This is a genomic window from Amycolatopsis sp. NPDC004378, from assembly GCF_053602455.1.
The window spans coordinates 1-14,740 of record NZ_JBSGDR010000005.1; the positions used below are offsets into that span (position 1 = coordinate 1).

Annotated in this window: 8 protein-coding genes and 1 rRNA gene; 4 read left to right on the forward strand and 5 right to left on the reverse strand. The window is 69.6% G+C overall.

The annotated features are described in order from the left end of the window. The 5 genes from ACWEN0_RS17570 to ACWEN0_RS17590 all read right to left on the reverse strand — a co-directional run. Positions 1 to 293 (reverse strand): 16S ribosomal RNA (locus ACWEN0_RS17570); the annotation flags it as partial. 353 nt (positions 294 to 646) lie between these two features. Further along, on the reverse strand, positions 647 to 1,843 hold the full coding sequence (locus tag ACWEN0_RS17575) for a low temperature requirement protein A (RefSeq protein ID WP_451974317.1): 1,197 nt from the start codon (positions 1,841 to 1,843) through the stop codon (positions 647 to 649). Positions 1,844 to 2,265: 422 nt separating this feature from the next. Beyond that, entirely contained in the window at positions 2,266 to 3,747 is a 1,482-nt protein-coding gene (locus ACWEN0_RS17580) for an MFS transporter (protein WP_451975165.1), read from the reverse strand. Between the two features lie 94 nt (positions 3,748 to 3,841). Then, positions 3,842 to 7,426 carry a DNA polymerase III subunit alpha gene (dnaE, locus tag ACWEN0_RS17585; protein ID WP_451974319.1) on the reverse strand — a complete coding sequence of 1,195 codons (3,585 nt, stop codon included), beginning with the start codon at positions 7,424 to 7,426 and terminating at the stop codon, positions 3,842 to 3,844. Between the two features lie 213 nt (positions 7,427 to 7,639). Next, on the reverse strand, positions 7,640 to 10,108 hold the full coding sequence (locus tag ACWEN0_RS17590; protein ID WP_451974321.1) for a GH92 family glycosyl hydrolase: 2,469 nt from the start codon (positions 10,106 to 10,108) through the stop codon (positions 7,640 to 7,642). Between the two features lie 234 nt (positions 10,109 to 10,342). Here ACWEN0_RS17590 and ACWEN0_RS17595 point away from each other — a divergent pair, with 234 nt between their 5' ends. The 4 genes from ACWEN0_RS17595 to aspA are packed head-to-tail and all read left to right on the forward strand — an operon-like array spanning position 10,343 to position 14,710. After that, complete coding sequence (locus ACWEN0_RS17595; protein WP_451975167.1) at positions 10,343 to 10,990, forward strand: FadR/GntR family transcriptional regulator; 648 nt, start codon at positions 10,343 to 10,345, stop codon at positions 10,988 to 10,990. Further along, positions 10,987 to 12,408 (forward strand): amino acid permease, encoded by a 1,422-nt coding sequence (locus tag ACWEN0_RS17600; RefSeq protein WP_451974323.1) that lies wholly within the window; start codon positions 10,987 to 10,989, stop codon positions 12,406 to 12,408. The genes ACWEN0_RS17595 and ACWEN0_RS17600 overlap by 4 nt, the downstream gene beginning before the upstream one ends. Continuing rightward, positions 12,405 to 13,322, forward strand: coding sequence for an asparaginase (locus ACWEN0_RS17605; protein ID WP_451974325.1), 918 nt, complete (start codon positions 12,405 to 12,407; stop codon positions 13,320 to 13,322). Before ACWEN0_RS17600 ends, ACWEN0_RS17605 begins: the two co-directional genes overlap by 4 nt. Continuing rightward, complete coding sequence (gene aspA / locus ACWEN0_RS17610) at positions 13,319 to 14,710, forward strand: aspartate ammonia-lyase (protein ID WP_451974327.1); 1,392 nt, start codon at positions 13,319 to 13,321, stop codon at positions 14,708 to 14,710. Before ACWEN0_RS17605 ends, aspA begins: the two co-directional genes overlap by 4 nt. The last annotated feature ends 30 nt before the right edge of the window (positions 14,711 to 14,740 follow it).

Consider the following 14,740-nt stretch of genomic DNA (forward strand, 5'->3'; position numbering starts at 1 on the left):
CTCAGGCCGGCTACCCGTCGTCGCCTTGGTAGGCCACTACCCCACCAACAAGCTGATAGGCCGCGGGTTCATCCTGCACCGCCAGAACTTTCAACCAATCTAGATGCCTAGAAAGGTGATATCCGGTATTAGACCCCGTTTCCAAGGCTTATCCCAGAGTGCAGGGCAGATTACCCACGTGTTACTCACCCGTTCGCCACTCATCCACACCCGAAGGTGCTTCAGCGTTCGACTTGCATGTGTTAAGCACGCCGCCAGCGTTCGTCCTGAGCCAGGATCAAACTCTCCAACAATGAACAGTTTAATCGAGGCAATTAAATGCTCTCAAAGGAACCTCATACGAGGTTCAATACATAAGCTCTACTGGCTTAGTTCACTAGCACACTGTTGAGTTCTCAAGCAACACACTTTGAATCCACCCGCTTTATCGGCGGTTGAGACTCTCGGCATTTGTTTCAAGCTATGTCCGAGGCTGGCACCTCGGTTCAGGACCACCCACTCTACCACGTTCGTGGGAGCTTGGTTCGTGGCCCGGCGGCCGCCCGGTTTCCTTGGCGACTTGGAGAACTTTACATGCCCCTGAAACGCCCTTGCACAGGGGGGTCCCTTTTATCGCGCCAGGCCGTTGACCTGCACCGATCCGCGGTCAAGCCGGCTGGGGCTCGCCGTGTGTCGCGATGACCGTCAGCGCGACGAGCGCGGCCGTCAGCACCGCGGCGATGTGGATCGGTGCCGGCGTGAACGACGCCGCCACGACGAGCAGCGCCGTCACCGGGAAGCCGATGGCGATCGGACGGCATTCGTTGGTCGGGCCGATGTGCAGCAGCCACACGCCCAGCAGGAAGATCGCGACCGGCACGGTGGTCGGCAACGCGGCCGCCACGCCGCCGAGCTCGTGCAGCGTCCCGGTGTCGTAGGCGACGGCCACCTCGAGCCCCGCGCCCACGGCCGCGACCGACGCGAAGATGAAGTAGTGCCCGTACCCCCAGCTCATCGACGTGAACATGGTCGGACGGCGGACGAGCCGCGCGTGGCCGGGGCGGTCGAAGTACAGCCACCACATCGAGAACACCAGCACCAGCCCGGCCGCGGCCAGCGAGATCAGCGCGCCGAGGTGCCCGGGTTCGGCGGCGCCCTCCTTGATCGCGTTCGTCGCGCTGAGGATCACCTCGCCGAGCACGATCAGCGTGAACAGGCCGTACCGCTCGGCGATGTGGTGCGGGTGCCACGTCGTGCCGTGCCGGCTTTCCGCCCACACCGGGACGGCCATCTCGAGGATCGCGAGGACGAAGAACGCGTACGGCTGCAGGCCGTGCGGCAGCCACAGGTAGGCGACCCACAGGACCTGGCAGGCGGCGATCCCGGCGGCGTACCGGAGCGCGGCGGGGCGGCAGTCGCGGTCCGACCGCGCCGCGCGCACCCACTGGACGACCATCGCGAGCCGCATCAGCACGTAGCCGGCGACCATCACCCGGAAGTCGCCGTTGAACGCGCGTTCGACCCCCGCCGCCACGGTCAGGCCGCCGGCGATCTGCACCAGCGTCGCCAGCCGGTACGGGACGTCGTCGGTGTCGAACGCCGAGGCGAACCAGCTGAAGTTCAGCCAGCCCCACCAGATGCCGAAGAACACCAGCGCGAACGAGAACACGCCGTGGCCGACGTGGCCTTCGGCGAGCGCGTGGTGCAGCTGCGCGGCGGCCTGGCCGACCGCGACCACGAAACAGAGGTCGAACAGCAGTTCCAGCGGGGTCGCGACGCGGTGGTGCTCGTGGCGGTCACGCGACCGCATCGGCCGGCGCCACACCCGGAGCCGGCTCTCCGGTCGCAACGGCTGCTCGGTCATCGACGCTCCCCGGGCTCGTGCCTGTCGGACGTCGTCATCCCAACATGATCACCGGCCGGGAGGAAAGCACGACACGAAGAACGGGCGGGCCCGGTTCCCCCTCACCCGGGCCCGCCCGCTGCCGTCACGCGCCGGCGGCTGCCGATGGGCATCCCTTCCGCGAGTGCCGGGCGGTCCCCCGCGGACGCCGACAGCTCACTGGACGGAAGGTGACCGAGTGTGTCCATTCCCTCGAACTCCGGACGCCTCGATCGCTCGTGCCGGTCACCCCATCCCCGGGTGGCCGACCGATTGCCACTGTCGGTAGCCGAAGCCGCGCAGTGAAGGCTCCATAAGATCTACCCGGTTGCTCTGCGTAGCACCAGTGTCTTTCCGTGCTCGTCACTCGGATGGAGCATCGCTAATCTGCCGAAAGTAGTGTCTCAGCCCCGTTGCACGTCCGCGGCCGACGTCTGGGTACGCCGCGTTTCCGTTTCTTCCTCGGAAGTCTGCGCACGGTGACGCCGCGCCCGCAGCTCGGCGATCGCGAGGGCCAGCGCGGTGCACGTCAGCGCGGCCGCGCAGCACAAGGCGATCGTCAGGGCGAGCGAGTAGTCCTTCGCGGAGCCGACGACCGTGCCGAACACCGACGCGAGCACCGCCGTGCCGATCGCGGTGCCGATCCGCTGGCCCGTCTGCAGGGCGCCACCCGCGACGCCGGCCATCCGGACGGGCACGCACTCGAGCGTCAACGTCGTGTTCGGTGGGATCACCATCCCGCCGCCGACCCCCGCGAACAGCAGCGGGAGCGCGAACGCCCACCCGGCCGACGACGGCGGGACGAGCTCGGCGAGCAGCGCGACGCCGAGCAGGCCGAGGGCGACCATCGTCAGGCCGGTGACGGTCAGCCGCCGGCCGAGCGTCGGCACGAACCGGCCGGCGACGGCCGCGGACACCGCCGAGCCGAGCGCGAACGGCGTCACCGACAGGCCGGACTGCAGGGGCGAGTAGCCGAGGCCCTGCTGGAAGAACATCGCGAAGACCAGCCAGATCCCGGCGAACCCGCAGAAGTAGAGCGCGCCGACCGACGCGCCGGTGGCGTACCCCGGCGTGCCGGTGAACAGCCGCGTGTCCAGCAGCGGTGACCGGCCGTGCCGCACTACCCGCTGTTCCCAGCGCACGAACGCCGCCCCGAAGACGAGCGCGACGAGGAACAGCCACCACAGCCGCGCGGGGCCGTCGCTGTCGGATTCGATGACCGGGAGCAGCACGCCGAGGACGGCGACCGCGAGCAGCACGATGCCGACGAGGTCGATCTCCGACCGGATCCTGAGCTGCTTCTTCTCGCTGCGCGGCAGCAGCCGCAGGGCCAGCGCGAACGCGACGACGCCGATCGGGACGTTGACGTAGAACACCCACCGCCAGCCGTCGTGGGCACCGAACACCGCGAGGATCACGCCGCCGAGGATCGGGCCGACGGCCGTCGAGATCCCGACGATCGCGCCGAACATCCCGAACGCGCGGGCGCGCTCGGCGCCGCGGAAGAGGTCCTGGATCAGGCCCGTGTTCTGCGGCGTCAGCATGCCCGCGGCGACACCCTGGGCGAGCCGGGCGATGACCAGCGTCGTCTCGTTCGGTGCCGCGCCGGCCAGCGCGCTGGTGACGACGAACGCCGCGAGGGCGCCGAGGAACATGTTCCGGCGGCCGAACGCGTCGCCGAGGCGGCCGCCGGTGACCAGGACCAGGCCGAACGCGAGCGCGTAGCCGGAGACGACCCAGCGGATGCCGCCGCTGCTCGCGTTCAGCCCCGACTGCATCGACGGCAGGGCGACGTTCACGATGGAAACGTCGAGCAGGCCCATGAACCCCGCGGTCAGCGAGACGGCAAGCGCTTTCCAGCGCCGGGGATCGGGTTCGTACGACATCGGCCTGCTGACCTCACGCAAGTTCACGAAGCGGGGTTACCCACCCAGCAAACACGACGAGCGGGATCGGCGCCCGCCGATCCCGCCCAGCGGCTCACGTACTGGCTGTGATCCCGCGGATGCCCTTGAGCTCGCCGATCAGCATGGAGCTGACCTTCACCGGGTAGTCGTAGAGCGCGAAGACCGTCTGGTTCTTGCCCACCAGCTTGAGGTGGACCGGGGTCTCCCCCTTGTGCGCGAGCAGTGTGGACCGCAGCTCGCTGACCACCGACTGGTCGATCTTCTCGGCCGCGGCGAGCAGCACGAGCGGTGGCTCGTCGTCGCCGTTGCCCGTGCCGACCTCGGACAGGTCGAGCGTCGCCAGGCCGCCGCCGAAGACCGACATCTTGTCTTCCCGCCAGTTGACCCGGCCCTTGACCAGCACTGCGTTGTCTTCGATCAGCTCACCGGCGAACAGCGCGTACGCCTTCGGGAAGAACAGCACCTCGAGCGAGGCGTCCATGTCCTCGACCGTGCAGATCGCCCAGGGCTCGCCCTTCTTGTTGACCCGCCGCTCCAGGGACGTGATCAGCCCGGAGATGACGATCTCGCCTTCCTTCGGCGGGTCGGCGAGGATGCCGGCGATCGGCTTCGGGGCGTGCTTGCGCAGGATCCGCTCGGCGCCGTCCAGCGGGTGGGCCGAGACGTACAGGCCGAGCATCTCCCGCTCGTAGGCGAGCAGCTGCTTGCGCGGGTACTCCTCCTCGCCGAACTTCAGGTGCGCGAGCGGCGAGGACGACGGCGCGGCCTCGCCCTCGTCGCCGCCGAAGCCGAACAGGTCGAACTGGCCCATCGCCTCCTGGCGCTTGAGCGGGACGACGGCTTCCACCGCGTCTTCGTGGACCTGGATCATCGACAGCCGCGTGTGGCCGAGCGAGTCGAACCCGCCCGCCTTGATCAGCGACTCGATGACCCGCTTGTTGCAGGCCACGAGCTCGGACTTGTCGAGGAAGTCGGTGAAGGAGGCGTACTTGCCCTTCTCCTCGCGCGTCTTGATGATCGACTCGACGACGTTCGCGCCGACGTTGCGGACGGCACCCAGGCCGAAGCGGATGTCGTCCCCGACGGCCGCGAACCGCAGGGCCGACTCGTTGACGTCCGGCGGGAGCACCTTGATGCCGAGGCGACGGCACTCCGACAGGTAGACCGCCGACTTGTCCTTGTTGTCGCCGACCGACGTCAGCAGGGCGGCCATGTACTCCGCGGTGAAGTTCGCCTTGAGGTACGCGGTCCAGTAGGAGACCAGGCCGTACGCGGCCGCGTGGCTCTTGTTGAACGCGTAGCCGGCGAACGGGAGGATCGTGTCCCACAGCGCCTTGACGGCCTCGGCGGAGAACCCGCCGGGGACCAGGTCGCTGGCCTTCATGCCGGCCTCGAAGCCCTCGTACTCGAGGTCGAGGACTTCCTTCTTCTTCTTGCCCATCGCGCGGCGGAGCACGTCCGCGCGGCCCATCGTGTACCCGGCCACCTTCTGGCCGATGTGCATGATCTGCTCTTGGTACACGATCAGGCCGTAGGTGTCGGCCAGGATCTCCCGCAGCGGCTCGTCGAGCTCCGGGTGGATCGGCTTGACCTTCTGCCGGTTGTTCTTCCGGTCGGCGTAGTCGTTGTGCGCGTTCATGCCCATCGGGCCGGGGCGGTACAGCGCACCGACCGCGACGATGTCGTCGAACACCGTGGGCTCCATGCGGCGCAGCAGGTCGCGCATGGGCCCGCCGTCCAGCTGGAACACGCCGAGCGTGTCGCCGCGGGCGAGCAGCTTGTACGTCTCCGGGTCCTCGACGCCCAGCGTGTCGAGGTCGATGTCGATCCCGCGGTTGGCCTTGATGTTGTCGATCGCGTCCCCGATGACCGTCAGGTTCCGCAGGCCCAGGAAGTCCATCTTCAGCAGGCCGATGGCCTCGCACGACGGGTAGTCCCAGCCCGTGATGATCGAGCCGTCGTCGCGCTGCCAGAGCGGGATGGCGTCGGTCAGCGGGTCGCAGGACATGATGACCGCGCAGGCGTGCACGCCCGCGTTGCGGATCAGGCCCTCGAGACCGCGGGCGGTCTCGAAGATCGTCTTGCACTCTTCGTCGGTCTCGACCAGCGCGCGGACCTCGGCGGCCTCGCCGTAGCGCTCGTGCTTCGAGTCGACGATGCCCGAGAGCGGGATGTCCTTCGCCATGATCGGCGGGGGCAGCGCCTTGGAGATCTTGTCCGCGATGGCGTAACCGGGCTGGCCGAAGTGGACGCGCGCGGAGTCCTTGATCGCGGCCTTCGTCTTGATCGTGCCGAAGGTGATGACCTGGGCGACCTTGTCCGAGCCGTACTTCTCGGTCGCGTACCGGATCATCTCGCCGCGCCGGCGGTCGTCGAAGTCGATGTCGATGTCGGGCATCGAGACGCGCTCGGGGTTCAGGAACCGCTCGAACAGCAGCTTCTGCGGGATCGGGTCCAGGTTCGTGATACCGAGCACGTACGCGACCAGCGAGCCGGCGGCCGAACCACGGCCCGGGCCGACCCGGATGCCGACGCGGCGGGCGTAGGAGATGAGGTCGGCGACGATCAGGAAGTAGGCCGGGAAGCCCTTCCCGATGATGACGTCGAGCTCCTTCTCGATGCGCTCGTCGTAGCCCTCGGGCGGCCCCTCCGGGAAGCGCCACTTCAGGCCCTTCGCGACCTCTTCGCGCAGCCAGCCGCCCTGGTCGTAGCCCTCCGGGACCTCGAAGAACGGCAGCCGGTCCTTGTGCGCGTAGACGTCTTCGTAGGACTCGATGCGCTCGGCGATCATCAGCGTCGTGTCCGCCGCGCCCGGGACCTCCTTGTCCCAGTACTCGCGCATCTCGGCGGCGGACTTGAGGTAGTAGCCGTCGCCGTCGAACTTGAACCGGGTCGGGTCGTTGAGGGTCTTGCCGGCCTGGACGCACAGGAGCGCCGAGTGCGTGTCGGCCTGGTCCTTGGTGACGTAGTGCGAGTCGTTCGTCGCGAGGGGCTTGAGGTCGAGGAGGCGGCCGATCTCGAGGAGGCCTTCGCGGACCGACCGCTCGATCGGCAGGCCGTGGTCCATCAGCTCGAGGAAGAAGTTGTCGGCGCCGAAGATGTCCTTGTAGTCGGACGCGGCCTGGATCGCCGCTTCCTTCTGGCCCAGCCGCAGCCGGGTCTGCACCTCGCCGGACGGGCAGCCGGTGGTGGCGATGATCCCGGAGTGGTTCTCGGCGATCAGCTCGCGGTCCATCCGCGGCTTGCGGTAGTAGCCCTGCATGCTGGCCAGCGAGGACAGCTTGAAGAGGTTCCGCAGGCCGGTCGCGTTCTGCGCGAGCATCGTCATGTGGGTGTACGCGCCGGCGCCCGAGACGTCGCCGCCCTCGCCCAGCTCGTCGGAGCCGCGCTGGTTCGACTGCCCCCAGAAGACCGGCTTCTTGTGGAACCGGCTCTCCGGCGCGATGTAGGCCTCGATGCCGATGATCGGCTTGAGGCCGTGCTTCTTCGACTGCTGGTAGAACTCGTCGCCGCCGTACATGTTGCCGTGGTCGGTCATGCCGACCGCGGGCATGCCGAGGCGGGCGGCCTCCGCGAAGAGGGGAGCGATCTTCGCCGCACCGTCGAGCATGGAGTACTCGGTGTGGACGTGCAGGTGGACGAAAGAATCGTTCGACACCAGCGAAAACCTCCCCTAGGTGAAGCGGACCGGCGCGCCCGGGTCCCCCACCCTAACCCGTGGCGTTCCCGGTGCCGACACGTGCTCGCCGGCTCGATTCTGCTCCTCCCGGGAGCCGTTCCGCCGCTGCGACGCGCCACCGCTTCGGGCGGTGATGATCACTGCGGCGGACCGTGACCGGGTGGTCGCGGGGCGGGGTGGGCGCGCGGCGCGTCAGCCGGCCGGGGTCACCACCGTGCGGGCGGGCGCCGGGGCCGCCGGGGCGGCCACGTTCGGGTGAAATGCCGGGAGCGCCGCCTGCGGTGGGGCGTCGGCCGCCGCCGTACCCCACGACTGGTTCGGCGTCGCAGCCAGGTCGTAGCCGATCGTGCCGCCGTTCGCGGTGAACGACTCCGGGACCCACGGCTTCGACGTCGGCGAGCCGTTCACCCGCACGCCCTGGACGTAGTACGTGTCCGCCGACGCGCGCGGGGCGTCCACCGTGATCGTCGCGCCGTTGCCGCGGTGGACCACCGCGCGCGGGAACAGCGGGGACGCCAGCACCAGGTCCGCGCGGCTCGGGACCTGCGGGAACATCCCCAGCGCCGCGAAGACGTACCACGCCGACATCGTGCCGAGGTCGTCGTTGCCGGGCAGGCCGCCCGTGCCCGGGCCGTAGATCGTGGTCACGATCTGCCGGACCGTCTCCTGCGTCTGCCACGGCCGCTGGAGGTAGTCGTACAGCCAGGGCGCGTTGATGTCCGGCTCGTTCCCCGGGTTGTAGTGGACGTCGTCGGCACCGGAGAGCGCCCAGTTGCCCGCCGCGTCGTGGAAGAAGCCGTCCAGGCGCTTCAAGGCGGCCGGTGCGCCGCCCAGGCCCGCGACCACGCCGGCCACGTCGTGCGACGCCATCCACGTGTACTGCGCGCTGCTGCCCTCGACGAACCCGGTGTCCGTCGCCGGTTCGAACGGCGTCACCCACGTGCCGTCCGACTTCCGCGCCTGGACGTACGGACCGGACGGCGAAGCCTGCGGGTTCACCAGGTTCCGCCAGTAACCCGACCGCGCCAGGAAGGAAGCCGAGCCGGCGCCGAGCCGCGAAGCCCAGTCCGAAAGCGCGAAGTCCGCGACGGAGTCTTCGAGCGTCTCGGCGGCCGAGCCCCAGCAGTGGCACGCGTCGTCCGGCGCGTAGTGCAGCTTCAGGTAGTCCGCCAGGCCGGGACGCTGGCCGATGCACTGGATCGGGCAGCCCGCGTCGCGCGTGTCGTCGGCCGTCGGGACCGTGGCCGCCCGCGACAGCGAAGCGAAGGCGCCGCGGACGTCGAAGTTGCGAGCGCCGAACGCGTACATCCCGGCCAGCGCCGGCGCCGACGGGTCGCCCGACATCACGTGCGTGCCGCCGTTGTTGTGCAGCCAGCGGTCCCACTCGCCGCCGTTCTGGCTGGCGTAGTTGTACAGCGATTGCGCGTAATCGCCCGCCCGCGCCGGGTCGAGGAACGCGAGCAGCTGGACCTGCGCGCGGTAGACGTCCCAGCCGGAGAACGTCCCGTACTGCGCGTGCTGGCCCTTCGCGAGCTTGTGCACCTTCCGGTCGCTGCCGAGGTATTCGCCGGTGACGTCGCTGGCGAGGCTCGGCTCCTGCAGCGCGTGGTACAGCGCGGTGTAGAACGTCGTGAGCTGGGCGTGCGTGCCGCCGCCGATCTCGATCTTCTTCAGCTGGTCCGTCCACGCGCGACGCGCGGAAGCACGCACGTCGCCGAACGTCCGCGAAGCCGGGATCTCGGCGTCGGCGTTGCGCTGGGCGTTCGCCGCACTGACGTACGAGATGCCGATCCGGGCCGTGACCGGGCTGCCCGGCGCGAAGCCGACGTACCCGCCCGAGCCCTTGCCGACGCGCTCGGCGTCGGTGTAGCCCTCGCCGCCGGAGGCGCTGCGGGAACCGGGCCGCAATGTCCCGTCGACCCAGGTGCCCTGCGACGTGATCGGCTGGTCGAACGTGACGCTGAAGTGCAGCGTGTAGTAGGAGCGCTGGTTCTCCTCGCCGCCGGTGGTGCGGCCGCAGAAGCCGCCCGAGTCGACCGAGCCCGTCACGCGCCGGTGCGCCGCGTCGATGCTGATCGACGCGTTCGAGCTGCCCGGCAGCGAGTTCGACGTCCGGAAGAGCAGCGTGGCCGGGGAACCGGCGGGGAAGGCGAACTTGCCGATCCCGGCCCGGTCCGTGGTCGTCAGGTCGACGCCGACGCCGTTGGCCAGGCGAACGCCGTAGTGGCCCGGCTCGGCGGTTTCGTCGGCGTGGGAGAAGTCGCTCGCGAAGACCTGGTCGGTCGCGTCGGCCGACGGCGACGACAGGACCGCGCCCGGGAACGGCATGATCGGGATGTCCCCCGAAGCGCCCGGCGTGCAGCCGGTGCCGTCGAGGTGGGTGAGGCTGAAGCCGCGCAGCCGCGTGACGTCGTACTGGTAGCCGCCGGCCGCGCCCGTTCCGTTCTGCTTGCCGCGGGTCGTCGTCGGGCTCCACGCCAGCATGCCGAACGGCGTCGTCGCGCCCGGGTAGGTGTTGCCCGCGTTGGTGCTGCCGATCAGCGGGTCGACGTAGGACGCCGGGTCGGCGACCAGGGCGACGCCCGCCGCTGCCGGTGGCGCGAACGCCGTCGCGGCCAGGGCCACGGTGCCGAGCACCGTCAGGAACTTCCGCGCGACCATGGCTCGCTCCCGCTGACAACGATGTCGGACTTGACGCTGCGCAACGCTACGGTCACCCGTTTCCGGGCGTCAACGACCCGGTGGACTTCTGTCCGGTTGTCAGCGAACCCGTGAAGTGGCCCACAAGCGTGCGGGCGACCGTTGACAGCGGACCCCGCGGAACCGAGCATTCCCCGCATGAACCTGTCTGACAGCCAGACAGCCGGACAAGGTGGTCCACGCCGGGTGAGCGCCATGGAGGCCGTGCTGGCCCACCTGCGCCGGCTCATCGAAAGCGGTGACTACCCCGTCGGCGCCAAGCTGCCGTCCGAGGCGTCCCTGAGCAGGGAGTTCGAGGTCAGCCGCTCCGTCATCCGCGAGGCGCTGCGCGGCCTGCAGGCGCTCGGCATGACCGAGTCCAAGACCGGCAAGGGCACCTTCGTGACCGCCGCCGGGCCCGCGGAGAACCCGACGTTCGGGCCCTACTCCGCCCGCGACCTCATCGAGGTGCGCCGGCACGTCGAGATCCCCGTCGCCGGCTACGCCGCGCTGAGACGCAGCCAGGACGACCTCGACCTGCTCGCCCACCTCGTCGAGCGGATGGACGCCGAGACCGACAACACGGCGTGGGTCGCGCTCGACTCGCTCTTCCACATCACCATCGCCCAGGCCTCGGGCAACCCCGTGTTCGGGAAGGTGATCGAAGAGATCCGGGACGCGCTCGCGCGGCAGTCCGCCTTCCTGAACCAGCTCGGCGACCGGCGCCGCCGGTCGAACGTCGAGCACCGGGCGATCGTCGCGGCGATCGAGAGCGGCTCCGAAACGGAAGCCGTCGACGCCATGACCGCCCACCTGACGCACGTCGAAGCCACTCTCACCAGCATCGTGAACGGGGACCAGTGACCGAACAGACCCTTACGGCCACGTCCGCGGACGCGGGCGACGCCGGCTACAACAAGGCGCTGAAACCGCGACACGTGAACATGATCGCGATCGGCGGCGCCATCGGCACCGGCCTGTTCCTCGGCGCCGGCGGGCGGCTCGCCCAGGCCGGCCCGGCACTGGCGATCGTCTACGCCGTCTGCGGGCTCTTCGCGTTCTTCGTCGTGCGCGCGCTCGGCGAACTGATTCTCTACAGGCCCTCCAGCGGCGCCTTCGTCTCCTACGCGCGTGAGTTCATGGGCGAGAAGGGCGCGTACGTCGCCGGCTGGATGCACTTCCTCAACTGGTCGACCACCGGCATCGCCGACATCACGGCCATCGCGCTCTACGCGCACTTCTGGTCGTTCTTCTCGCCGGTCCCGCAGTGGGTGCTCGCGCTGATCGCGCTGGCGGTCGTCCTGACGCTCAACCTCGTCTCGGTGAAGCTGTTCGGCGAGATGGAGTTCTGGTTCGCCATCGTCAAGGTCGCCGCGCTCGTGTTGTTCATGGTGATCGGGATCTTCCTGCTGGTGACGCAGACGCCGATCGACGGCGCCGCCGGCGGGCCGCGACTGCTGGCCGACCACGGCGGGTTCTTCCCCGCCGGGCTGCTGCCCATGGTGCTGATCGTGCAGGGCGTCGTGTTCGCCTACGCCTCGGTCGAGCTGGTCGGCGTCGCCGCGGGCGAGACCGAGAACCCGGAGAAGATCATGCCGAAGGCGATCAACTCCATCATGTGGCGCATCCTCGTGTTCTACGTCGGTTCGGTCGTGCTGCTGGCGATGCTGCTGCCGTGGAGCACGTACACGAAGGACCAGAGCCCGTTCGTCACCGTGCTCGCGCACCTCGGCGTGCCCGCGGCGGACAGCGTGATGAACCTGGTCGTGCTCACCGCGGCGCTGTCCAGCCTGAACTCGGGGCTGTACTCGACCGGCCGCATCCTGCGGTCGATGGCGAAGGCGGGTTCGGCGCCGAAGTTCACCGGCGTGATGAACCGCAACCAGGTGCCCTACGGCGGCATCCTGCTGACGGCGTCGGTCTGCGTGGCCGGCGTCGGGCTGAACTACGTCGTGCCGAAGGACGCCTTCGACATCGTGCTCAACTTCGCCGCCATCGGCATCCTCGCGACCTGGGCGATCATCGTGCTCTGCCACCTGCTGTTCGTCCGGAAGGCGAAGCGCGACGGCCTCGAGCGGCCCGCGTTCCGGCTCCCGTTCTCGCCGTACACCGAGATCGCGACGCTCGTGTTCCTCGCCGCGGTCGTCGTGCTGATGGGCTTCGACGAGACCGGCCGGATCACCCTGCTGTGCCTGCCCGCGATCGCCGTCGCGCTGGTCGCCGGCTGGTTCGCCGTGCGCAGGCGGATCGACATGCGCGAGTTCGACAAGGAGGGCCTGTGAGCCACGAACCGCTGGTCGAGCTGATCCGCGACGGCATGGTCGAGGGCGGCCACCACGGCTCCCTGGTCGTGCTCGCCCCGGACGGCTCGACGCTGGCCGCCGCGGGCGACCCCGACGCCCCGATGTACCCGCGTTCGACGGCGAAACCCTTGCAGGCCACGGCGATGGCGCGGCTCGGGCTGCGGCTGTCCCCCGCCGGGTTCGCCATCGCGGCGGCCAGCCACTCCGGCGAGGCCCGGCACCTCGACGCCGCCTCGGCCGTCCTCGACGGCCGCTCCCCCGACGCGCTCGGCAACCCGGCGGACTTCCCGTTCGACCCGATCGAGCGCGACATCTGGGTGGCGTCGGGCCGCGCGCCGAGCCGGCTCGCGCACAACTGCTCCGGCAAGCACGCGGCGATGCTCGCGACGTGCGAGCTGAACGGCTGGAGCACCGACGGCTACCTCGGCCCCGCCCACCCGCTGCAGCGCGCGATCGCCGCCACCGTCGAGGACCTGACCGGCCGCGGCATCGAGCGCGTCGCCGTCGACGGCTGCGGCGCGCCCCTTTTCGCGACGACGTTGCGCGGCCTCGCCACGGCCGTCTCGAAGATCGCCACGGCCGCGCCCGGCACACCGGAATTCCTGGTGGCCGACGGGATCCGCCGGCATCCGGACCTGGTCGGCGGCAGCCGCCGTGACGTCACCGCCGTCATGCGCGCGGTGCCCGGGCTGATCGCGAAGGACGGCTTCGAGGCCGTCCAGATCGCCGCGCTGCCGGACGGCACGGCGATCGCGTTCAAGATCGCCGACGGCGGTGACCGGGCGCGCTACCCGGTGCTGGCCGCGGCGCTGAAGCTGTGCGGCGTCGACGTGCCGCCCGGCCCGGACAACCTGCGTTTCACCGGAAACCTGTCTGTGGGGAGCCTGCGATGACCACCCGCCGCGAACACGACCTGCTCGGCGACAAGGACGTCCCCGCCGAGGCGTACTGGGGCGTGCACACCGCTCGCGCCCGCGAAAACTTCCCCATCACCGGCACGACGATCTCCGCCTACCCGCACCTGATCGAAGCGCTGGCCGCGGTGAAGGAAGCCGCCGCGCGCGCGAACGCCGAGCTGGGGCTGCTCGCTCCCGAGATCGCCGACGCGATCTGCGCCGCTTGCACGGAAATCCGCGAAGGCGGGCTGCACGGCGAGTTCGTCGTCGACGTCATCCAGGGCGGCGCCGGGACGTCGACCAACATGAACGCCAACGAGGTCATCGCGAACCGCGCCCTCGAGCTGCTCGGGCACGCCAAGGGCGACTACCACGTGGTGCACCCCAACGAGCACGTCAACCTCGGGCAGTCGACGAACGACGCGTACCCGACCGCGGTGAACGTCGCGACCATCATCGCCGTGCGCGAGCTGTCCGAAGCGATGATCGTGCTGGAGAAGGCGTTCGCGGCCAAGGCCGTCGAGTTCCACGACGTGCTGAAGATGGGCCGCACGCAGTTGCAGGACGCCGTCCCGATGACGCTCGGGCAGGAGTTCGGCACCTACGCCGTCATGCTCGGCGAAGACCGGCAGCGGCTCAACGAAGCCGTCACGCTGCTGCACGAGATCAACCTCGGCGCGACCGCGATCGGCACCGGCCTCAACGCCGCGCCGGGCTACGCCGAGGCGGCGTGCCGCCACCTGCGCGAGATCACCGGGCTGCCGGTCGTCACCGCCGCGGACCTCGTCGAGGCGACGCAGGACTGCGGCGCGTTCGTGCACCTTTCCGGCGTGCTCAAGCGGATCGCCGTCAAGCTGTCGAAGAGCTGCAACGACCTTCGCCTGCTTTCGTCGGGCCCGCGCGCCGGGCTCAACGAGATCAACCTGCCGCCGGTGCAGGCCGGGTCGTCGATCATGCCCGGCAAGATCAACCCCGTCGTCCCCGAGGTGGTCAACCAGGTCGCGTTCGAGGTGATCGGCAACGACGTCACCGTGACCATGGCCGCCGAAGCCGGGCAGCTGCAGCTCAACGCGTTCGAACCGGTCATCCTGCACGCGCTGTCGGAGAGCATCACGCACCTCGGCGCGGCCTGCCGGACACTGGCCGCGAAGTGCGTCTCGGGCATCACGGCGAACGTCGACGTCATGCGCGCCTACGTCGAGAACTCGATCGGGCTCGTCACGGCGCTCAACCCGAGCATCGGCTACGCGGCCGCGACCGAGATCGCGAAGGAGGCCCTCGCGACCGGGCGGGGCGTCGCCGAGCTCGTCGTCGAGAAGGGCCTGATCCCGGCCGAGGAGCTCGCGAGGCTGCTGCGTCCGGAAACGCTCGCGCGCGCGAACTGAGGTACGGTCGGATCCGGAAGGATCGACTCC